General features: G+C 43.6%; 20 protein-coding genes. 12 read left to right on the top strand and 8 right to left on the bottom strand.

The window, feature by feature from the left end; all coding sequences use genetic code 11:
- Window positions 1-20: 20 nt before the first annotated feature.
- The 3 genes from VXQ11_RS10595 to rfbB are packed head-to-tail and all read right to left on the bottom strand — an operon-like array spanning window position 21 to window position 2,373.
- A complete protein-coding gene (locus tag VXQ11_RS10595; protein ID WP_416706004.1) occupies window positions 21-434 on the bottom strand; it encodes a sugar 3,4-ketoisomerase in 414 nt (137 codons plus the stop codon).
- Window positions 435-439: 5 nt separating this feature from the next.
- The gene (gene rfbA, locus VXQ11_RS10600) at window positions 440-1,315 is read right to left on the bottom strand and encodes a glucose-1-phosphate thymidylyltransferase RfbA (RefSeq protein ID WP_064096885.1); all 876 of its coding nucleotides are present in this window, start codon (window positions 1,313-1,315) and stop codon (window positions 440-442) included.
- Window positions 1,315-2,373, bottom strand: a complete 1,059-nt coding sequence (rfbB, locus tag VXQ11_RS10605) for a dTDP-glucose 4,6-dehydratase (RefSeq protein WP_191730838.1) — start codon at window positions 2,371-2,373, stop codon at window positions 1,315-1,317. Before rfbB ends, rfbA begins: the two co-directional genes overlap by 1 nt.
- Window positions 2,374-3,114: 741 nt before the next feature.
- On the opposite strand from rfbB, the gene VXQ11_RS10610 reads away from it, so the two are divergent.
- From VXQ11_RS10610 to ahr, 11 genes are all read left to right on the top strand, one after another.
- Window positions 3,115-4,191: a polysaccharide biosynthesis/export family protein gene (locus VXQ11_RS10610; protein ID WP_064096884.1), complete on the top strand. Its 1,077-nt coding sequence runs from the start codon at window positions 3,115-3,117 to the stop codon at window positions 4,189-4,191.
- Window positions 4,192-4,446: 255 nt separating this feature from the next.
- A complete protein-coding gene (locus VXQ11_RS10615) occupies window positions 4,447-6,630 on the top strand; it encodes a polysaccharide biosynthesis tyrosine autokinase (RefSeq protein ID WP_416681021.1) in 2,184 nt (727 codons plus the stop codon).
- Window positions 6,631-6,796: 166 nt separating this feature from the next.
- Window positions 6,797-7,501, top strand: coding sequence for an FKBP-type peptidyl-prolyl cis-trans isomerase (locus VXQ11_RS10620; RefSeq protein ID WP_064096882.1), 705 nt, complete (start codon window positions 6,797-6,799; stop codon window positions 7,499-7,501).
- Window positions 7,502-7,550: 49 nt separating this feature from the next.
- Complete coding sequence (locus VXQ11_RS10625) at window positions 7,551-8,240, top strand: FKBP-type peptidyl-prolyl cis-trans isomerase (protein ID WP_064096881.1); 690 nt, start codon at window positions 7,551-7,553, stop codon at window positions 8,238-8,240.
- Window positions 8,241-8,403: 163 nt separating this feature from the next.
- Window positions 8,404-9,138 carry a dienelactone hydrolase family protein gene (locus VXQ11_RS10630; RefSeq protein ID WP_416706005.1) on the top strand — a complete coding sequence of 245 codons (735 nt, stop codon included), beginning with the start codon at window positions 8,404-8,406 and terminating at the stop codon, window positions 9,136-9,138.
- A gap of 94 nt (window positions 9,139-9,232) precedes the next feature.
- Window positions 9,233-9,592, top strand: a complete 360-nt coding sequence (locus VXQ11_RS10635) for an HIT family protein (protein WP_064096966.1) — start codon at window positions 9,233-9,235, stop codon at window positions 9,590-9,592.
- Window positions 9,593-9,752: 160 nt separating this feature from the next.
- Window positions 9,753-10,781, top strand: a complete 1,029-nt coding sequence (mutY, locus tag VXQ11_RS10640) for an A/G-specific adenine glycosylase (RefSeq protein ID WP_416706006.1) — start codon at window positions 9,753-9,755, stop codon at window positions 10,779-10,781.
- Window positions 10,782-10,850: 69 nt separating this feature from the next.
- Window positions 10,851-11,393 (top strand): M23 family metallopeptidase, encoded by a 543-nt coding sequence (locus tag VXQ11_RS10645; protein WP_416706007.1) that lies wholly within the window; start codon window positions 10,851-10,853, stop codon window positions 11,391-11,393.
- A gap of 15 nt (window positions 11,394-11,408) precedes the next feature.
- Complete coding sequence (locus VXQ11_RS10650) at window positions 11,409-11,654, top strand: hypothetical protein (protein ID WP_064096877.1); 246 nt, start codon at window positions 11,409-11,411, stop codon at window positions 11,652-11,654.
- Between the two features lie 24 nt (window positions 11,655-11,678).
- Window positions 11,679-12,275, top strand: a complete 597-nt coding sequence (locus VXQ11_RS10655; RefSeq protein WP_416706008.1) for a DNA-3-methyladenine glycosylase I — start codon at window positions 11,679-11,681, stop codon at window positions 12,273-12,275.
- Window positions 12,265-13,293, top strand: coding sequence for an NADPH-dependent aldehyde reductase Ahr (ahr, locus tag VXQ11_RS10660; protein WP_416706009.1), 1,029 nt, complete (start codon window positions 12,265-12,267; stop codon window positions 13,291-13,293). The genes VXQ11_RS10655 and ahr overlap by 11 nt, the downstream gene beginning before the upstream one ends.
- Before the next feature lie 48 nt (window positions 13,294-13,341).
- Here the strand turns inward: ahr and VXQ11_RS10665 are convergent, their stop codons facing one another.
- Window positions 13,342-13,986 (bottom strand): START domain-containing protein, encoded by a 645-nt coding sequence (locus VXQ11_RS10665; RefSeq protein WP_191730833.1) that lies wholly within the window; start codon window positions 13,984-13,986, stop codon window positions 13,342-13,344.
- Between the two features lie 56 nt (window positions 13,987-14,042).
- On the bottom strand, window positions 14,043-14,864 hold the full coding sequence (gene dapB, locus VXQ11_RS10670) for a 4-hydroxy-tetrahydrodipicolinate reductase (protein WP_191730832.1): 822 nt from the start codon (window positions 14,862-14,864) through the stop codon (window positions 14,043-14,045).
- A gap of 514 nt (window positions 14,865-15,378) precedes the next feature.
- Here dapB and VXQ11_RS10675 point away from each other — a divergent pair.
- The gene (locus tag VXQ11_RS10675; RefSeq protein ID WP_416706010.1) at window positions 15,379-16,602 is read left to right on the top strand and encodes a glycosyltransferase family 32 protein; all 1,224 of its coding nucleotides are present in this window, start codon (window positions 15,379-15,381) and stop codon (window positions 16,600-16,602) included.
- Window positions 16,603-16,735: 133 nt separating this feature from the next.
- On the opposite strand, the gene dnaJ is transcribed toward VXQ11_RS10675, so the two are convergent.
- From dnaJ to VXQ11_RS10690, 3 genes are all read right to left on the bottom strand, one after another.
- Entirely contained in the window at window positions 16,736-17,848 is a 1,113-nt protein-coding gene (gene dnaJ, locus VXQ11_RS10680) for a molecular chaperone DnaJ (protein WP_064096871.1), read from the bottom strand.
- A 106-nt stretch (window positions 17,849-17,954) separates the two neighbouring features.
- Window positions 17,955-18,332, bottom strand: coding sequence for a sodium/proton-translocating pyrophosphatase (locus VXQ11_RS10685; RefSeq protein WP_144723900.1), 378 nt, complete (start codon window positions 18,330-18,332; stop codon window positions 17,955-17,957).
- Window positions 18,333-18,463: 131 nt separating this feature from the next.
- A complete protein-coding gene (locus VXQ11_RS10690; RefSeq protein WP_416706011.1) occupies window positions 18,464-21,601 on the bottom strand; it encodes an efflux RND transporter permease subunit in 3,138 nt (1,045 codons plus the stop codon).

Consider the following 21,601-nt stretch of genomic DNA (forward strand, 5'->3'; position numbering starts at 1 on the left):
TATGCTATTATTTTAATTCACTATTGCGTACAGGTCTTATGCAGTTCTTTTAAAAACTGGTCATAATTGCGGATATAATCGCTTTCTTCATAATAATCGCTTGCCAATACCAGCAATATGCAATCTTTGGAAAAATCATGCATCTCATGCCAAACCATTGGCGGGATAAATAATCCTTTATTAGACTGACCTATTAAGACCTCTAGCTTTTCTTTGCCATTATCCATCAGCATTTTGCAACTGCCTTGAATGCAAAAAGCAATTTGTTGAAGGTCTTTATGTGCATGAAATCCACGAGGAACATCAGGCTGAGCAGCGAAAATATAATAGAGCCTTTGTATATTAAAGGGGATATTCCGATTGGCTTCGGCGACCACCAAGCTGCCACGATGATCTCCCAGATTAGGTAATTCTATCCATTCGATAAGATTCATCGTTATTACCCCACTAAAGAAATCAGATATTGTCCATAGCCATTTTTATTCATTGTTTGACCAATCGCTAAAACTTCCTCTCTGCTCAGCCAGCCATTATTCAATGCAATTTCTTCCAGGCAGGCCACTTTATAACCCTGACGTTTTTCAATAGTTTCTACAAATTGAGCTGCCTCAAGCAGACTGCCCTGTGTTCCTGTATCCAACCAGGCAAACCCACGCCCCAACAATTCAACATTTAAATCACCTCGTTCCAGATATGCCTGATTAATCGAGGTAATTTCCAGCTCACCCCGTTCGGATGGTTGCACCTGTTTGGCAATTTGAATCACATCATTGTCATAAAAATACAGGCCAGTTACGGCGAAGTTAGATTTAGGATGTTTCGGTTTTTCTTCAATTGAAATCACACGGTGCTGTTCATCAAATTCCACCACGCCAAAGCGCTCAGGATCTTTCACCTGATAACCAAATACCGTTGCTCCTTTTTGCCGTGCTGCAGCTTGACGTAGCATAGGGGTAAAACCTTGCCCGTAGAAAATATTATCGCCCAGCACCAGGCATACATTGCTTTGGCCAATAAATTTTTCGCCCAGGATAAAGGCTTGTGCCAAACCATCAGGGCGAGGCTGAATTGCATAACTCAGCTCCATGCCAAACTGTGAACCATCTCCCAATAAACGCTTAAACCCCTCAATATCCTCTGGCGTACTAATAACCAGAACGTCACTGATACCAGCTAACATCAGGACAGATAATGGGTAATAAACCATCGGTTTGTCATAAATCGGAAGTAGCTGTTTCGAGATGCCTTTGGTAATCGGATGCAAACGTGTGCCCGAACCACCGGCTAAAATAATCCCCTTGGTTGTGCTAGCCATTAGACTGCCTCCCCTAAACGTTCACGCTGATAAGAACCATCCTGAACGCGATGACACCATGTCAGATTATCCAGATACCACTTCACAGTTTTACGGATACCGGTCTCGAATGATTCCTGTGGCTTCCACCCCAGTTCCCGTTCAATTTTTGATGCATCAATGGCATAGCGCAGATCATGTCCAGGCCGATCATTAACAAAAGTGATGAGGCTTTCATAACGTTCCCCATTCAGTTGAGGTTTTAATTCATCTAAAATCTGACAGATGGTTTTTACCACGTCTATATTTTGTTTTTCATTCCATCCACCAATATTATAGGTCTCACCTACAATGCCTTGAGTCGCAACCTGATATAAAGCGCGGGCATGGTCTTCTACGAAAAGCCAGTCCCGAACCTGCTGACCGTTACCATACACTGGTAAGGACTTCCCTTCCAAAGCATTGAGGATCATCAAAGGAATCAGTTTTTCAGGAAAATGATAAGGTCCATAGTTATTGGAACAGTTTGTGATCACGACTGGCAAACCATAAGTTCTATGCCAGGCACGTACCAGATGATCCGAGCTGGCCTTACTGGCCGAATAAGGTGAACTTGGCAAATAAGGTGTGGTTTCTGCAAACAGATCGGTTGTGCCTTCCAAATCTCCATAGACCTCATCTGTTGAAATATGGTGGAATTTGAATCTGGATTTTTTAATTTCAGGCAGCTTTTGCCAATACTTTCGTGCAGCTTCTAATAAGGTATAGGTACCGACAATATTTGTTTTAATAAATTCGGCCGGGCCATCGATGGATCGGTCCACATGAGACTCTGCCGCTAGATGCATGACCACATCGGGTTCAAAGCTTGCAAATAGTCGTGTTAAAGCTGCATGATCACAAATATCAGTTTGAGAGAAATGGTAACGTGGGTGATCCGATATAGAAATTAAAGATTCTAGATTACCCGCATAAGTTAACTTATCAACATTTAAGACTTGATGTTCAGTCTCCTTGACCAGATGCCGGATGACAGCAGATCCAATAAAACCGGCTCCACCAGTCACTAATATTTTCATCACCATTTTAAATACCCTTTAATATTTTTATTCTACTTTTCACTAATTATTTTTAATATATTGATGCCTTTTAAGCGTCTCTTTTTTTATTGATTTGTTTATAAGATATATTAATTCTATTACACAAGCCACTTACAAAAAAAGCCGATACTTAAATGTAGTTACATTTTATGAATCTATTTTAGTTTTTAAAAATATTTTTACCCTATATTGATCTTAATCTTGTACATACCTTCTAGCCAATATTGCTCTAATATTCATCATTTTTTTATTCCAATACTTTAATTAACAATGTTTTATTTTAATTGCATAAGGCATAATTATTTTATAAATTATTAAACTAATGCTTAAATTAAATAAAAATCAACAATCTAAGAAACCTTTAAATCAGATAAAAATTATATGAAAATACTTTCCTCGATTAATTTCTATCGTTATTGCTTCTTTCATGGGATTCAACTCATCTATTAAAAAATAACAATTAGAAACAATTAATCTTCTTTATAATCTTAAAAAATTTTCTATATCTCTACCGCTTGTTCAATCAAGCTTTCACGTCCATTTTCGTCCATCTTTTTGCAAAATCTTAGCCTGGCGTTATTTAATTGGGTCAAAAATAGCTATAGACAAGGTATGTGATATATTATATTTTTTAGACGTTAATCACATAAATCGAATTAAAAAAATTAATAATTATTAATAAATACCAATTCTGAACATATAAAAATAAAGGGGTTTCAAGTGAACCATAGACACCTTTTAGGTATTTTTACCTTAAGCCTATCTTTAGTTGGATGTGCAGCAATATCCGGCTTTCAAACCTATAATTTACCGAAAGAAGGCATCTATCAAACTGAGCTGGGAACGCCTGTCAATCTGGTGCAATTAAATCAGCAAACCCTGCCTGTCGTACAGTCGGCCCAAACAAATAATCTCAGTCATTATGCTGCTTTATTTCAGACCGAGGTGCAGGATTACCGCTTGAATCCGGGTGATATCTTATCTTTTCAATTATGGGCTTATCCTGAAATCAGTGCCGCCCCTACGGCCAGCGATAATAACAACGGCTATCAAATTGACCGGAATGGTTATATTCACTTTCCATTCATTGGACGCTATAAAGCAGCAGGAAAAACTCTTCCGCAAGTGAATCAGGAAGTACGACGCCTATTAACACCTTATTTAAACCGCCCGGATGTAGTGGTACGCGTGATTTCATATCAAGGACAACGCTATTCTGTGGTTGGCAATGTGAAATCGGCAGGACAGTTTTACCTGTCTGACCAACCGATCAGTGTTTATACAGCATTAGGTCTGGCTGGCGGTATCAATGAGCAGGGTGACTCGACTTCAATTCAACTGGTACGTCAGGGGGTGACCTATGACCTGAATACTATTGCACTGGAAAAGGCGGGATATTCTTTACATAAACTCTTGATTCAACCAAATGACACTCTTTATATCAGCCCTCGTGAAAACCAGAAAATCTATGTGATGGGGGAAGCAGGTGCCAATAAACCGTTGCCAATACGTGATCAGGGAATGACGCTTGCGGATGTGCTGGGTGAAAGTGAAGGCATCAACCCCTATTCAGCGAGTGCTAGCCGGATTTATGTCTTACGTGGCAATTCCGATAACAAGATGACCGACATATATCACTTAAGTTTAAACAACCTTGGAGATTTTGGCCTGGCCAAACAGTTCAAGATGCGTAGTAACGATATTGTCTATGTAGATGCCACAGGTCTGACTCGTTGGGAACGCGTTGTGAGCCAGATTCTTCCATTTTCATATGTCGCTGACTCGGCTATACGATAGGTAATTTAGCTATATATATAGTACCAGGTGCTTAATACTGAATAGGAAACAGACATAATAAGAACTGTCTTCTTCTGATCATTATTAAAATATCTGGCCTTATACGGGTTAGATATTTCAGGAAAGGACCATATAACCAGAATTTTAGAGTCCTTTTTCGCAAAGGCAGCAAGTCTTTGATTATTTTATATAATTTTGTTAAAAAATAACTCACTGACTGGAAAAATCACTTTTAAACTTTTAGATAGTAAAATTATGAACAAAAATAACAATACCGAAAATATGATTGACCTAAAAGGGGTGTTCTTTTCCCTGCTCGCGCAATGGAAACTCATCCTGTTATGTGGCTTGCTCAGCCTGATTGTCGTGCTGCTGTATATACGCACCGCAGCCCCTAGCTATAAGGTAGATGCAATTGTCCAGGTCGAGGAAAGTAGAGGGGCATCAGCTGCTTTATTAGGCAGCCTGTCAAGTATTATTAGTCAGATGTCTTCGTCGAATGCTGAGATTGAGGTGTTAAAATCACGCACTATTCTTGAGTCCGTGATTGATCGTTTAAATCTGGATCTGCATATCGCCAGTACTGAAGAATCTTTTATCAACCGTCTTATTCAGGGAAGAAACTCGCAAACCGAATATCAGCCTGAAACAGTACGCTTTAAAGAAGGTTTTAAAAGCTTTGATATCCGTCAGTTTGAAGTTCCTGCAGCGTATCTGGATAAAAGTCTTCTGCTAAAATTTCAACCACAGAGCTTTAGCCTGATCAATCCAGCTACAGAAGAAATTGTCTTTCAAGGCCCACTTAACCAGGCTGTTCAAGGCAAAGCTGCACAGGGAGACTGGAAAGTTGCCATCTTCACTCAGGATAAGCTAGATAACAGCTATCGGGTCCAAAAACTCTCGTTACCTACAGCGATTGATTCCATACTCGCCAATTACTCCGTTACAGAAAAAGGCGAACTGAGTGGTGTTCTGCAGCTTCGTTATCAGGGGCAAGATAAACAGCACATCACCAAAGTACTGAACACGATTTTAGCCCTTTATAGCCAGCATAATATTACTCGCCGTTCCACAGAAACAGCCCAGACACTGGCGTTTCTGGATGAACAATTACCGGATTTAAGAAAACAGCTGGATAATGCAGAATTTGCCTTTAACAAATTCCGCCAACAGCATAATACTGTTGATATTGCTAAAGAATCTGAATTGTACTTAAACCAGAGCGTCACCCTGGAAACACAAAAAGTCTTACTCGAACAGAGACAGGCTGAAATAGGTGCCAAATATGCAGCACTACATCCGGCCATGCGGGAAATTACGGCTCAACTTCGGGTCATCAATGGCAAGATTGGCGAGCTGAATACCGCACTTAAAAATGTTCCAGAGATCCAACGCCAGTTCTTGCAACTGTCACGTGATGTAGAAGTCAAACAACAACTGTATACCAACCTGGTAAATTCCTATCAGCAACTGCGCATTGCCAAAGCGGGTGAAATTGGCAATGTCCATATCATTGATACCGCACTTGAACCGATTGACCAGATGCAACAGAAAACACCCCTGATTCTGTTCCTCGCCTTCTGGTTCGGTATTTTCCTGGGAATCCTGGTGGCATTATTCCGCAATATGCTGCGTTCCGGGGTGAAAGAGAGCAGTCAGATAGAATATCAACTCGGACTTCCGGTCTATGCAAATATCGTACACTCACCGAGTCAGAAACCTGGGCTAAAACTCCTGAAAAAGAAAAATATTCCTTTCGTATTGGCCCTTAAACATAGCGATGATATTGCGATCGAAAGTTTGCGCAGCATCCGCACCGCGAGCCATTTTGCCCTTGGCCAGGCCAAGAACAACATCATCATGATTTCAGGTCCCGCACCCAAAGTTGGAAAATCATTTGTTTGTAGCAACCTGGCGGTCATCATGGCAGAAAAAAACAAACGCGTACTGGTGATTGATGCAGACTTGCGTCGTGGACATATCCACAAATATTTTGATCTGGATCATCAAAATGGATTAACTGAATACCTGAATGAGCAAATTACATTAGAACAGACGATACAAAACACCAATCTTCCGAACTTAAATGTCATCACCTGCGGTAAAAGCTCAACCCATCCATCTGAGCTTCTCAATTCAGTACGCTTTCAGGAGCTACTGCAATCTGTGATTCCACACTATGACCATATCATTATTGACACACCACCTGTATTGGCGGTCACGGATGCGACTATCGTAGCCCGATATGTCGGACTCAATTTGGTCGTAGCACGCTATGCAAAAACTCAAATGAAGGAGCTTGAGCTGACATTGAACCGCTTTAAACAAGCCGGTTGTATCGTAAATGGCTTTATCCTGAATGATATTCAACCTTCGGCCGCAGGAAGCTATAGTTACGATTACATTTACAGTTATAAGTCTAGAGTACAAAATAGCTGACCTCATTCATAAAAAAAACCAGCAATTGCTGGTTTTTTTTATGTCTTCCAGCTTCAACAGAATTGCGGTATTCGCTTGCTAAAAAACCACCCATTCTGCAAGATTTCTCAAAATTTTCTGCTAAGATGGAATGAACCTCCACGATAACATTAGATTGGAATAATACATGAGTAAGGCCTTACCGATTGCTGTCGCTGTTCTTTTAGGCGGTGCCGCGCTAGTACCTGTTTACTATGCAACTCAAAACCCAGCTGCTCAAACAACAAAAGCATCTAAAAATGCCTCAGCTGTTTCTAAAATCAGCTATGCACTTGGTTATGAAGTTGCTCACCAAACTCCACCTGAGCTGGATATTGACAGCTTTGTGACAGGTGTTCGTGAAGGTCATGCCCGTACTGCACCTGCTTATACTGAAGAAGAATTACAGGCCGCTTATGAGCAGTTCCAGAAAGAAATGCAGCAAAAGCAAGTCGACAGTGCCAAGCAGGCTCAAGCATCCAGCGATACTTTCCTGACTGAGAATGCCAAAAAAGCAGGGGTAAAAACCACAGCATCTGGTTTGCAATATCTAGTCACTAAAGAAGGCACCGGCAAACAGCCTGCGGCATCGTCAATCGTGAAAGTCCATTACACCGGAAAACTGGTTGATGGTACCGTATTTGACAGCTCGGTCGAACGTGGTGAGCCGATTGAGTTCCCACTCAACCAGGTGATTCCAGGCTGGACAGAAGGGTTGCAACTGATGAAAGAAGGCGGCAAAGCCACGCTATATATCCCGGCAAAACTGGCTTATGGCGAACAGGGCGTACCAGGAACTATTCCTCCTAACAGCACTTTGATTTTTGATGTGGAACTGATCGAAGTCAAATAATCCACGAATAAGGAGAGCATTGTGCTCTCCTTTATTTTGAGAAATGATAATGAAAATACAAATAAGCTTGCTGGTTTTACTGCTAAGTTCTGGCAGTCTTTTTGCCAAAGACATCACCACTAAAAGTTCTGAAGCAGAACAGGTGGGTTACAGCTTTGGTTATCTGATGGGAAAAAGTAATGCAGACTCTTTACAAGGTATTGATCTGGATGCCTTCAGTGCCGGTTTAAAAGCTGCTGCTGCCGGAAAACAGGCGACTTTAAGTGAAGAAGAGATGGCGCGGGTATTGACCCAGTTCAAGCGTCAGGCTGAAGCCAAAGAGCTGATTACCCTAAAAAAACAGGCTGATGAAAATGCCAGAATTGGTCAGGCGTTTCTGGCAGAGAATGCCAAAAAACCTGGGATCAAAACCACCAAATCAGGCCTGCAATATCAGATTCTTCAGGAAGGTAAAGGCAAATCGCCGAATGCAAACAGTAATGTCCGCGTACATTATGAAGGCCGTTTGATTGATGGTACAGTTTTTGACAGTTCGATTGCCCGTAATCAGCCCGTGGTATTCCGTACCACCCAGGTCATTACTGGCTGGACCGAAGGCTTGCAGCTGATGAAAGAAGGTGCCAAATATCGTTTCTTCATTCCGGCTGAACTGGCCTACGGACAAATTGGTTCAGGGGATGTAATTGAGCCGAACAGTACCTTGATTTTTGATGTGGAATTACTGGAAATTATTAAATAATAAATCCTATTTTTCCTGATAAAAAAGCAGAGAGGTTCTAGATTTACCTCTCTTTTTTATGCCTTTCAACCTCCCTAAATTGCAAGTTTTCATGTCACATTCCAATCAGTTTTGCTATGTTATGTTTTAATCAAGCGATTCAACAACAATAGAGGACGTCAGCATGGCAGCAATCAAGACCCGCGAAATTCATTACACTGCACAGGATGGCAGCTCATTAATCGGTTATTTTGCCGCACCAGAAACTGATACTCCTGTTGCCGGTATACTGGTCGCACCAGAATGGTGGGGTCGTAACGAATATACCGAACAGCGTGCCCGTGAACTTGCAGAACATGGCTATGCGGCCTTGGCCATGGACATGTATGGGGATAAAAAAGTCACGACCAATTCTGATCAGGCATATCAGTGGATGATGCAGACTTTTGCAGATCCTGACACCATCGTTAACCGTGCCACAGCGGCTTTGAATGCTCTGGCAGCGCAGGATGAAGTTAATCCCGAAAAACTTGCAGCGATTGGTTTCTGCTACGGAGGCAAAGTCGTACTGGATCTGGCCCGTTCCAATGCCCCATTAAAAGCAGTCGTCACTTTCCATGCCAATCTGACGCCAAAAGCACCAGCTCAGGAAGGTCAGGTACAGGCAGAAATCCTGGTGCTGCATGGAGAACTGGACAGTATGGTAACGCTAGATGATGTCGCCAGTTTCCAGGAGGAAATGCAGGCTGCCAAGGTCAAACATGAAGTGATTGTTTTTGAAAATGCCAAACATGGCTTTAGCAACCCGCTTGCCGATGAACGGGCCAAAGCCAATGGCGTGGATCTTGGCTACAATCCAGAAGCGGAACAAAAAGGCCTGGCAGCAATGTACGCCTTACTGGATCGCCGTTTGGCATAAATAGAAACAACTATTCGGCTTGTTTACAGGCTGAATATTTCAGATACTTCATGAAGAAAAGAAAGATAAATCCTACCAGAGGAGAATGTATATGATGGCTGAAACCAACTGCCCCTACTGCAATTTTGACGAATATGATGTCATTGCCAAAAATGATTATGGTGTGGTGTTGCCTGAACCGAATTCATTGTCCGAAGGTCACTGTGTCGTGATTCCATTACGGCATGTGGCCTCATTTTTTGAAGTGACTGACAAAGAACGTAAAAGTTTGATGTCTTTACTGGAACAGGCACGTAATGAACTGCAATTACGCTACCAGCCTGCCGGGTTTCATGTCGGTTTTATTGATGGTGAAGTATTTCAGGAAAAGGTAGAACATCTGCATATTCATATTATTCCGCGTTATGCAGGCAAAACCTTGAAGCTGGATGAGCGCTGGGGAATTAATGATTAACCAGGTTCTATATCAAAAATAAATGCTCTACGGAGCGTTTATTTTTTTGAAATCACTCTTCTGCCCAAATAAATGAGCAGCCATTTTTATCCTACTTTTCACATTCCCACCCTGCTGATTCCGCTATACTAGCTGCTGCTTATTCGGTTGCTAGGTGTTCATGTTCGTATTTTCAGATGCCCTGTTGGAATGGTTTGATGTGCATGGTCGTCATGACTTGCCCTGGCAGGTGACCGATGATCCGTATAAAGTCTGGGTCTCTGAAATCATGTTGCAGCAAACCCAGGTCAAAACTGTACTGCAATATTTCGAACGATTTATCCAGCGTTTCCCGACTGTTCAGGACTTAGGTCAAGCCTCATGGGATGAGGTTGCACCTTACTGGGCAGGTCTCGGCTATTATGCCCGCGCCCGCAATCTGCATAAAGCGGCCGGCATCGTGACGGCACAGCAGCAGTTCCCTCATACTCTGGAAGAATGGATGGCTTTGCCCGGCATTGGCCGTTCTACCGCGGGCGCCCTGATGTCACTCGGTTTACGTCAATATGGCGTAATTATGGATGGTAATGTCAAACGGGTATTGTCACGTTTCTTTGCCATTGAAGATGATCTGTCCAAACCAGTGCATGAACGTGCCCTATGGCAGCTGGCGGAGCAGCTCTGTCCTGTCGAACGCAATCATGACTATACCCAGGCGATTATGGATCTGGGAGCAACCGTATGTACGCCAAAAAAGCCTTTGTGTCTGTATTGTCCAATGCAGCAGCATTGCAAGGCACATCAGCAAGGACTGGAAAATGAATTGCCTTTCAAGAAGGCTAAAAAACCGGTTCCGGTACGTTCTGCGCAGGTCTTGCTGATCCAGTCCGGTACAGACTGGCTCTGGCAGCAACGTCCCAATAGTGGTCTTTGGGGCGGTCTCTGGTGTCTGCCGATTATTGAAAATGCACATGAATTGGAACAGCGATGCCAGCAGCTGGGCCTGAAAAATATCGTCAAAAAGACCCAGATTAGCCACAGTTTTACCCATTTTACCTGGCACCTTGAAGCGATTGTTTTTGCTGTAGATCAGGATCAGCAGGAGCATCTGGCGATTGAACTGCAAGGCGGCTGGATGAGTCCACAAACAGCAACCGATGCCGGTATTCCGACTGCCATGAAAAAATTGATCACTAGCGTCAATCTGTGACATAGTCTGGACAAAGCAAAATATCGATCAGCTCGACATGAGCATTGCCAATATTTAAGGATGAATAAAGTGCGCCAATACCTTGCTTTGACATGGATTGTTTTCATCACTGTGCTGCTGGCAGCCTGTAACAGTACACCGAAAAAATCCCCCGCTGTACAACTGAACCCTATCCTGGTGAAGAGACTCAACAGCCTGCAGATGCCTAATTCATTGGCAATCCCGGTGGCACGCGTACAGGCACGTGAATTAACAGATACCTGGGGCGCTTCGCGCAGTCGCGGACGTCTGCATGAAGGCATTGATATCCTGGCTCCACGTGGAACCAAAGTTTTTAGCGCCACTGAGGGCCTGATTGCGGATTTACGTAATAACAATTTGGGTGGTAAAGTAGTCTGGATTCTGGGTCCAGGCGGCTCCTGGCATTATTATGCGCATCTGGATGGTCATAAACGTGGCTTAAAAGTAGGCGACCATGTTAAAAAAGGCCAGCTGATCGGTTATGTCGGCAATAGCGGTAATGCCCGGCATACTGCTCCTCATCTGCATTATGGAATCTATTTACAGGGCAAGGGCCGCGGTGTGGTCAACCCTTATCCCTATTTACGTTAATTTTAGGATATTTACATGTCAGAAGCGTTGATCAATCGTCTGGTGGAATTTGCTGAATCAGGCAATCAACAAAAAATTGTATTGAATGGTCAAACTTACCAGGGCTGGGTGATGGAAATTACCGAGGATGCGCTTCTGATCAGTACCGGCTATGCTGACAAGGCCGGTAAAGATATGTGGATTCAATTTAGCGATCTGGATCAGGCTGAACTGTGGTACTGGGACAATCAGCAGGATCAATGGACTGTGTTTAAATTATAAAAGCATCAAAACAAGGAGCATCACATGACTGTGCAACGCTGTGGCTGGTGCTCCGATGATCCGCTGTATATCACCTACCATGACCAGGAATGGGGACAGGCCCTGCTGGATGAAAATCGCCTGTTTGAAATGCTGTGTCTGGAAGGACAGCAGGCCGGTCTGGCCTGGATTACCGTTCTTAAAAAACGTGAAGCTTATCGTGAACATTTTTTTCAATATTCAATCGAATCTATCGCCTCACTTACAGATCAACAACTCCAAATAAAACTCGAAGATGCTAGCCTGATACGGCATCGCGGCAAACTCAATGCCATTCGGGAAAATGCCCAAGCATGGCTAAAGCTGCGACAGCAAGGGATTAATCTGGTGGATTGGCTCTGGTCTTTTGCACAGCAACCGCGACTGAATAATGATGTTGTGGATTATCGGCAAGCACCCGCTCAAACCATTGAGAGTCAGCAGATGTCTAAAGCCCTTAAACAGGCCGGTTTTAAATTTGTCGGACCCACCATTTGCTATGCCTTTATGCAGGCCGTTGGTATGGTCAATGACCATGAAAATCATTGTGACTTTAAAACAATATGCTCCCATTTAAATAAGAGTCAAAATCATGTCGAATAATATTATTCAAGCTTATGCAGCCATGTCTGCAGGTGCGGAACTTGAACCTTATCAGTTTGATGCCGGAGAACTGCAACCGCATCAGGTCGAAGTCAAAGTGGAATACTGCGGTCTCTGTCATTCCGATATTTCAGTGATCAATAATGACTGGGGTTCATCCGTTTATCCGGTCGTGGCAGGACATGAGATTATCGGTACCATTACCCATCTGGGTACAGAAGCCAAAGGCCTGAAAGTGGGTCAACGGGTGGGTATCGGCTGGACGGCAGAAAGTTGCCAATATTGCGATCCTTGTATTTCAGGCCAGCAGGTGCTGTGTACTAGCGGTCAGGTGGCTACCATTGTCGGACATGCCGGTGGTTTTGCCGACAAAGTGCGTGCCGGGTGGCAATGGGTCATTCCCCTACCCGAAGATCTTGACCCTGAAAGTGCTGGCCCCCTGCTCTGTGGCGGGATTACCGTATTTGATCCGATCCTGAAACATCAGATTCAGGCCATTCACCATGTTGGCGTAATTGGTATTGGCGGTTTAGGGCATATGGCCATCAAGCTGCTAAAAGCCTGGGGCTGTGAGATTACCGCTTTCACCTCAAATCTGGATAAAAGTGATGAGCTGAAAGGCATGGGCGCTGACCATGTGGTCAATAGCCGTGATTCGGCTGCCTTAAAAGCCCAGCGTGGCAAGTTTGATTTATTGCTGAGTACGGTCAATGTGGCTCTGGATTGGCAGGCTTATCTGGCAACTCTGGCACCCAATGGTACTGTACATATGCTCGGTGTACCTCTGGAACCGATGCAGATTCCGGCTGGCATGCTGATTGGTGGGGCCAAGTCAGTAAGCGGCTCACCGACAGGTTCGCCAGCTGCACTGCGCCAGCTGCTGAAATTTGCTGCACGTAAAAATATTGCTCCGCAAATTGAAGTATTCCCGATGTCACAGCTGAACCAGGCGATTGAACATCTGCATTCAGGCAAAGCCCGTTACCGGATTGTGCTTAAAGCAGATTTTACAGCTTAAATCCTGCTTATTTTCAGCTGTTAAAAAGACCCAGAAATTGGGTCTTTTTTATTGCAGGGCTTCAGGCAAGACCGCAATACTGGCAGGTTTGGCCAGTTCAGTCTTCATCTTTTGCAGCATTTGATAAGGCTGCTGTTGCACAAACATATTCACAAAAGTCAAAGGAATGGAACCTTCCGGATTGGCATAACCATAGGTTGAAACCTTGACCTGGTTATTGGCCAGTTTCTGAAAAGTCCAGTCCCCCTGATAATCGGTTAAACGCACATAATCCGGGTTTAAAGGATAACCACTTTGGATGGCTTTATTCTTGATGGTGATCTGGCCATTGGCTTCCTTGATCATCTTGCCCTGTACAATCAGGTCACGGTCTTTTAAGGGAAATGGAAAATCCAGCACCATATACAGGGTAAAGTCGCCTTTTTTATCATCACGGGACAGGATCTTGATGCTACCCATATAGGGAACCCACTGTACGGCATGTTCGACATTCAAAATGAGGGAGACGGCATTTTCAATGGGTGCGGTATAGGTAGTTTCAGCTTTATAGAGAAAGACCGGGTTTTGTTCATTCTGGTAGGTCCAGACCTTGATATTATTTTTATGAATACTGAGTTTAGGCGTCCCGACAGGCTTGGCCTGCGCAATGACACCAAGCGCCACTGCACAGAGCAGGAAAATCATTTTTTGCATTTTTTATTCGTCTTATTTTAGTTTTAGATTTTTTTATAAATGATTTTAACTCGGTTTTAAACCTGAATATCGTTAAAACCAAGCACGTCCTTCATATCATATTTACGCGCTTCACGGCCCACTACCCAGGCAGCAGCACGTACCGCACCAGAAGCAAAGTTCATGCGATTGGTGGCTTTATGGGTAATTTCCACACGCTCCCCGTCGGCAATAAACATTGCGGTATGTTCACCGACAATATCGCCACCACGAATGGTCTGGAAGCCAATGCTCTTACGCTCACGCGGACCGGTATGACCTTCACGGCAATACACTGCATCTTCTTTTAAGTCACGACCCAAAGTTTCCGCAATCGCCTCACCCCACATCAAAGCTGTACCCGATGGCGCATCTACTTTATGACGGTGATGTGCTTCAATCACTTCGATATCAACCGTATCGCCAAACACCTTAGAGGCCAGTTCAAGCAGTTTGATCGAGACGTTTACGCCCACTGAATAATTCGCTGCATAGACTACAGGGGTTTCCGTCGCAGATTGTTCCAGATAGGCTTTTTGCTCGTCATTCATACCCGTCGTACCAATCACGATGGCGACACCCGCTTCACGGCAGATTTTAAGATGATTGACGGTGGCTGCGGGTGCAGTGAAATCGATCACGACATCACAGTCTTTGACTACATCTGTAAGGCTACCCACGACCTTCACACCTGTTGCGCCAATTCCGGCAAGTTCGCCCGCATCAGCACCCAATAAGGTACTTTCAGGGCGTTCTACTGCAGCCGCCAATTGATAACCTGCTTCATGCACAGCCTGAATAAGGATACGCCCCATACGACCGCCTGCACCCAAAATCCCAATGCGTGGTGTAGCTGACATAACATAGTCCTGATGTTGATCCAAAATTGTTCTTACTATAACAAAACTCTGGAATAACACTAAGATGCATTGCATAAATTCAATAAAAATACTTTTTTACGAAACTCCCTGACAGTGGGCATGTCACAAAGCCGTTCTTATAGACACTTGCTACAGTTCCTGTTTCAATTGTGGCTGACCATGAAGCTCCCTGACAAAGGACTGAAAACAAGCGAATAGGAGGAAAATATAAAAAATTATGGTTCTCCATCATATTGATTATATTTATAAAAATTAATATATTGTATATAAAATAGTAAGTTGATTTTAGAAAAATTGATTACTTAGAACGTAATAATGAAGCTTTTTCCTCATATTTTTTATCTGCGTTTGGGGTTTTATAAGAGGAATAATTTATAATATAGTTTTTCTATTTCCAATAAAATTACTTATTTATCTATCCAACAAGACTCATTAATTATATTTGCAAGCTGAATATAATTTTATATAAATAAATGATATCCAGGGTTTAATTTTGAATAATATAAATTTAGTAGGTTTCCATGGTGGTATATTGGGCTATGACCTAGAGACCAGTTCATTAAAATGCTATAGGGATGGTATCCCGATTGGTATATATGAGGTACTGTTTGATGGAAAAAACATTTTTATTCAGCTAAATGATTCCAAGAAATATATATTCTTTCTAGAAAATAAATTTTCTTTAACTGATAATTTACAAGAAGTAAATCTAATCGTTCATCATCATGGATATCACCTTAATATAAAAATAGAAAATAAATATTTATCCTGCAGATCAGATCTCAATATTGTGAATGGCTCAGATAAACCTTTAGGATGGGAAGAATTCTATTTAAAATTTAATGATTATGTTGATACAACAGAAAAATTTCATTATTCAGATTTGTTTGAATACAATAAACTCACTCAACCCAAATCTATTGAAAAAAATATATGGTTATATTGGGATTCAAATCCTCCCCCGCTCATTAACAAAATAGTTAAAAAACTTGAAAATTTAAACCCGGGTTATAAGATTACCTTAATTAATAAAGACAATATAAGAGACTATACAGAATATGATTTATTTAAGGATGATATGAATCCTACTTTTCGGAGTGATTTATTAAGGCTTATTCTACTATACAATTATGGCGGTTTTTGGATTGATGCCTCCACTCTGACCAATACATCGATCAATAACATTACTGGCTTAAATCAATATAATCAAACTCATTATGAACTTATTGGCTTTTATAGAAAATGTCATTTTATTCATGATCTGCCGTGTGTCGAATCCTGGTTCTTAGGTTCTCCAAAAGGTAGTTTTATCATTGGAAAGTGGTTAGAAGTTTTGCTAGAAGCCTTATATTCTTCACCCGAGGCACTTTTAGAAAAATTAAAACAAGATATTAACTTTGAAAAAATTAAAAACACCTATTCAGAAGGATCATTCCTCTATTTTCTAGCTTATTTATGTCAGCAGAAAGTCTTTATAGATTATAAACAATATATGAGTATTCAGGCATTCTGTGCTGATTATTCAGCTTTCTATTTTAAAGATAGACATGGCTGGTCTAATCCAGATCGATATATCAACCTGTTGTTTAATAGAGAAAATGAAATCATTTTCTTGCCTAAAATCATTAAATTTACTAAAGGCGACCGGGATCTTTTTGAGAAAATCAGGGCAGAGAAAAGATTTAAAACCTATTCATATTTAGGAAACTATATCTAAAAATGGGGTTTGCCGGGATTTATAAGACTTGAGAATATGCTGGTCCTTCTAATTGAGAAACCTACAGCAGAATAAAATTTGCTATAAGCCATAAAAAAGGACGCCAAAGCGCCCTTTTTCTAGTTTCATTCAATTAATCGAATAAACGGTCAAAGAATGATTTTTTCTTTGGTGATGACTTGCTGTCGTCACCATCCATAGTTTCCTGCAGTTCTTTTAACAGTTCGCGCTGACGTGAACTTAAATTGACTGGTGTTTCAACCACAATCCTGCACAACAAATCGCCTTGCATGCTGCTGCGTACCGGCTTAACACCCTTACCGCGTAAACGGAACAGTTTACCAGTTTGCGTTCCTTCAGGAATTTTCAGGCTGACACGACCGTCGAGGGTCGGAATCTGAATTTCCTTGCCTAAGGCAGCATCCACGATCGATACCGGAACATCCATATACAGATCGGCCCCATCACGCTGGAAGATTTCGTGCTCACGCACCACCACTTCTACGTACAAGTCACCAGGCTGGCCGTCACGGATCGCTTCACCTTTACCAGTCAAGCGTACACGGTCGCCATTATCTACCCCGGCAGGAATAGTCACTTCCAGAGTTTGCTGTCGGTCGACTACACCAGAACCATGACATTTATTACATGGGTTCTTGATGATTTTACCTTGACCACGACAGGTGCTACAGGTCTGCTGTACCGAGAAGAAACCTTGCTGCATACGCACCTGACCTGCACCATGACAGGTCGGACAGGTTTCTACATCGTTTGGATTTTTTGATCCCTTACCATCACAGGCATCACACGGTGCCGGTGCAGTAAAGGTAATGGTTTTCTTGACACCCTTAACTGCTTCTTCCAGGGTCAATTCCATCACATAGCGTAAGTCTGAACCACGGCGGGCACGTTGCTGGCTACGACCACCACCCCCAAAAGCACCACCGAAAATATCACCAAACTGACTGAAAATGTCTTCTGCGCTAAAACCGCCGCCGAAGCCACCACCGCCCATACCACCTTCAAAGGCCTGATGGCCCATACGGTCGTACATGCTACGTTTTTCACTATCAGACAGGACTTCATAAGCTTCTGAAGCTTCTTTGAATTTCTCTTCTGCTTCAGGATTTTCCGGGTTACGGTCTGGGTGATATTTCATCGCCAACTTACGGTAGGCTTTTTTGATTTCATCATCACTAGCGGTTTTAGCGACACCCAAAACCTCATAATAATCACGTTTAGCCATGTCTGGCGATGCTCCTCACGGAATTTTGTTTAATATTCAATTGAGGTTTAAAATTGGGGGTTAAACCTAGTTTTACAAGGGGAAATTTTAAAAAAATTATATGTTTTTAGAAGACTGCTTTGTTTTGCGAAAACTTGTAGATACCTTTAAACCAGGCATTGATTAGAAAAATAAAAGCAATGAAGCTGAAAATCACCCCGGTCACTACACAGGCTTTGACCCAGAGCTGACTATCCCAGGCAAAGAAAAACAGTGGAATAAACCACAGTGCAGCAAAGATCGCCAAAATGGTATAAATCACGATATTACGCATGATCCATAGTGCCTGTGCCTGTAACCAGACTTCTGCATAATCGACCTGGGTGACTTTACGGGCAAACCAGTAGGCGAATAATCCACTAACCAGCGTAAATAAGGCCAAAAACATGAAGACATAAGCCATCGCTACGGAGCGTCGCATTTTGGTTAATGGAACTTGAGTCATGTTTGGATCAACCTCGTTACCATATTGGCAGTTCGGCCAATGCAGCAAATACTTATTTTTTTAAATTATAAAAATCTCAGGTGCTACTATATTGAAAATTTCAAAATTTCGCACCTGAAATTATGACAAATTTAAACAGAATTTAAACTTTTTTTCACTTTAAACCACTGTGCATATAAGGCAGGCAGGAAAAACAGGGTTAATAGTGTGGCTACAATCAAACCGCCCATAATCGCCACTGCCATCGGCCCGAAGAAAATACTGCGGGACAAGGGAATCATGGCCAGCACCGCAGCCAGTGCGGTCAATACGATCGGACGACAACGGCGTACCGTGGCATTGATGATGGCATCCCACTGCGACTCTCCGGCCTGAATATCCTGCTCAATCTGGTCAATCAGAATGAGTGAGTTGCGCATGATCATTCCGGATAAAGCAATCGTCCCGAGCATCGCCACAAAACCAAAAGGTTTATTGAAAATTAACAGGAATAACACCACTCCGATAATGCCCAAAGGTGCAGTCAGGAACACAATAAAAGCCCGTGAGAAGCTCTTGAGCTGAATCATCAATAAAGTCATGACGACTGCGAGGAACAAGGGCATACCAGCATTCACCGAGTTCTGTCCACGAGCCGATTCTTCAACTGTACCGCCCACTTGCAGCAGATAGCCATTCGGCAGCTCTGACCGGATTTTTTCCAGTGGCTCTTTGAGTTCATTGACCACAGTAGCGGGCTGCAACTTGCTACGAATATCGGCACGCACGGTAATGGTCGGCAAGCGGTTACGATGCCAGATCAGGCCTTCTTCAAAGCCGTATTCAATTTTGGCAAGCTGCGCCAAAGGTACCGATCTACCGGTTGCGGTCGGAACAGCCAGACTGGCTAAAGATGCTACCTCCACCCGTTCAGCCTGAGCACCACGCAAACGGATTTCAATCAGTTCACGTTTTTCACGGTACTGGTCAATGCCGGCCCCCAAAATCGAGCTGTTGAGTACATTGGCCAGTTCACTGCTGTTCACCCCAAGCTGACGGGCACGATCCTGATCAATCTGCAATTTGATGACTTTGCTCGGCTCTCCCCAGTCCAGATGCACATTGGTGGTATTCGGATTCTCACTCACGGTGGCAGCGACTTTCTGCGCCCATTCACGCACCAGCCCCAAGTCTTCCCCCGATACCCGGAACTGCAGTGGATAGCCCACAGGTGGACCATTTTCCAGCAAGGACACCCGGGTACGCACTTCCGGCAATAACCTGCGAATCTGGTCACTTAAGGATTTGCGGATTTCATTACGGTCTTCCAGCGATGAAGCCAATACCACAAACTGGGCAAAGCTGCTTTGCGGCAACTGCTGATCGAGCGGTAAATAGAAACGTGGAGACCCAATCCCGACATAAGCCACATAGTTATCAATGCCCTCTTGTTTCGATAAAAAGGCTTCGACTTTTTTTACTGCAGCTTCAGTGGCCTTCAGTGATGCACCTTCTTCAAGTTTCAGATCTATCAGAATTTCCGCCCGGTTCGAAGGCGGGAAAAACTGCTGCTGCACCAGCTTAAACATTAAAATAGACAGGATAAAAATTCCGACGGTGGCAGCAATGACAGTTTTACGATAGGTCACACAGGCATCGACCCAACGGCGAAAACCCTGATAAAACCGGGTTTCATAAGGGTCATAATGTTCACCGGCATGATGCACAATCGGCGCCGGTTCCGGCTGTTTGCGCAGACGTGCCCAGAGCCGCTGATACCACGGTGCTTTTTGAATTAAATCTTTGTTGAAATCCGGTAGAAGTTTATCGCCTAAATATGGCACAAACAGTACCGCGGCCAGCCAGGATACCAGCAATGCGATGGTCACTACCTGGAAAATCGAACGGGTATATTCCCCGGTACTCGAGGCTGCAGTGGCGATCGGCAGAAAACCGGCAGCGGTAATCAGGGTCCCGGTCAGCATCGGAAAAGCGGTGGTGCGCCAGGCATGCCCGGCCGCCTGTAAACGGCTATAACCCTGCTCCATTTTAATCGCCATCATTTCAATCGCGATAATGGCATCATCGACTAGCAGACCGAGGGCCAGAATCAGCGCCCCTAAGGAAATTTTATGCAGTCCGACATCAAACAGCTGCATACCGGCAAAGGTCATGGCCAGCACCAGCGGAATCGAGAAAGCCACCACCAGACCGGTCCGGAAACCGAGCGAGAAAAAACTGACCAGCAATACGATAATCACCGCTTCTGCCAGCACTTTCATAAATTCGTTAATACTGCGTTTGACCGCCACCGGCTGATCAGAGACTTTTTGTAGCTCCATGCCGAGTGGCAAGGTTTTTTGCAGACGTGCAAACTCCTGTTCCAGATGTTTACCCAGTGCCAGAATATCCCCGCCCTTACGCATCGATACAGCAATACCAATGCCGTTTTCGCCCATAAAGCGCATCCGCGGTTGTGCCGGATCACTAAAGCCTCGATAGACTTCCGCGACATCCCCCAGCTGAATGGTTTTGCCATTGACCAGCAGCGGCATCTGTCTTAATTCTTCAACACTGTTTAATGCACCACTGACCCGCACCTGTATCCGGTCTGAACCGGTTTCAAAAAAACCAGACTGGGTGGTGGCATTTTGCTGCTGCAGGGCTTGCTGAATCGCCATGACTGGAACGCCCAGCTGGATGGCCTTGGTATTGGAAATTTCAATCCAGATTTTCTGGTCTTGCAGGCCAATCAGCTCAACTTTGGCAACATCTTTGACCCGTTGCAGTTGCAGCTGTAAGCGGTCGGCGTATTCCTTGAGGGTCGCATAGTCAAAATCTTTACCCTTGAGCACATAAATATTGCCAAAGGTATCGCCGAATTCATCATTAAAGAATGGACCTTGTACCCCTTGTGGCAATTCATGCCGGATATCGCCCACCTTCTTGCGCACGTTATACCAGACATCCGCGACATCTTTCGAAGCCAGGGAATCCTTGGCAACAAAAGTCACCATGGATTCACCCGGACGCGAATAGGCCATGATACGGTCATACTGACCCGTGGTCATCAGTTCCTTTTCAATCCGGTCAGTGACCTGCAGGGATACTTCTTTGGCAGTGGCACCCGGCCAGTAGGTCTGGATCACCATAACTTTAAAGGTAAACGGTGGATCTTCACTTTGTGACAGTTTGGAATAAGAGACGATGCCGATCAGACCCAGCAGGATCATAAAATACAGCACCAGACCTTTATTTTTTAAGGCCCATTCCGACAGGTTAAAGTTCAT

The organism is Acinetobacter sp. 197 (assembly GCF_048148385.1).
In the GTDB taxonomy this organism is placed as follows: Bacteria; Pseudomonadota; Gammaproteobacteria; order Pseudomonadales; family Moraxellaceae; genus Acinetobacter; species Acinetobacter pecorum.

Coding starts and splice junctions, on each gene's coding strand:
- ahr (WP_416706009.1), top strand. CDS start 12,265: ATGTCGAATAATATTATTCAAGCTTATGCAGCCATGTCTGCAGGTGCG.
- VXQ11_RS10620 (WP_064096882.1), top strand. CDS start 6,797: ATGAGTAAGGCCTTACCGATTGCTGTCGCTGTTCTTTTAGGCGGTGCC.
- VXQ11_RS10690 (WP_416706011.1), bottom strand. CDS start 21,601: ATGAACTTTAACCTGTCGGAATGGGCCTTAAAAAATAAAGGTCTGGTG.
- rfbA (WP_064096885.1), bottom strand. CDS start 1,315: ATGGCTAGCACAACCAAGGGGATTATTTTAGCCGGTGGTTCGGGCACA.
- VXQ11_RS10635 (WP_064096966.1), top strand. CDS start 9,233: ATGGCTGAAACCAACTGCCCCTACTGCAATTTTGACGAATATGATGTC.
- VXQ11_RS10595 (WP_416706004.1), bottom strand. CDS start 434: ATGAATCTTATCGAATGGATAGAATTACCTAATCTGGGAGATCATCGT.
- rfbB (WP_191730838.1), bottom strand. CDS start 2,373: ATGAAAATATTAGTGACTGGTGGAGCCGGTTTTATTGGATCTGCTGTC.
- mutY (WP_416706006.1), top strand. CDS start 9,753: ATGTTCGTATTTTCAGATGCCCTGTTGGAATGGTTTGATGTGCATGGT.
- dapB (WP_191730832.1), bottom strand. CDS start 14,864: ATGTCAGCTACACCACGCATTGGGATTTTGGGTGCAGGCGGTCGTATG.
- VXQ11_RS10615 (WP_416681021.1), top strand. CDS start 4,447: ATGAACAAAAATAACAATACCGAAAATATGATTGACCTAAAAGGGGTG.
- VXQ11_RS10630 (WP_416706005.1), top strand. CDS start 8,404: ATGGCAGCAATCAAGACCCGCGAAATTCATTACACTGCACAGGATGGC.
- VXQ11_RS10625 (WP_064096881.1), top strand. CDS start 7,551: ATGAAAATACAAATAAGCTTGCTGGTTTTACTGCTAAGTTCTGGCAGT.
- VXQ11_RS10655 (WP_416706008.1), top strand. CDS start 11,679: ATGACTGTGCAACGCTGTGGCTGGTGCTCCGATGATCCGCTGTATATC.
- VXQ11_RS10665 (WP_191730833.1), bottom strand. CDS start 13,986: ATGCAAAAAATGATTTTCCTGCTCTGTGCAGTGGCGCTTGGTGTCATT.
- VXQ11_RS10685 (WP_144723900.1), bottom strand. CDS start 18,332: ATGACTCAAGTTCCATTAACCAAAATGCGACGCTCCGTAGCGATGGCT.
- VXQ11_RS10650 (WP_064096877.1), top strand. CDS start 11,409: ATGTCAGAAGCGTTGATCAATCGTCTGGTGGAATTTGCTGAATCAGGC.
- dnaJ (WP_064096871.1), bottom strand. CDS start 17,848: ATGGCTAAACGTGATTATTATGAGGTTTTGGGTGTCGCTAAAACCGCT.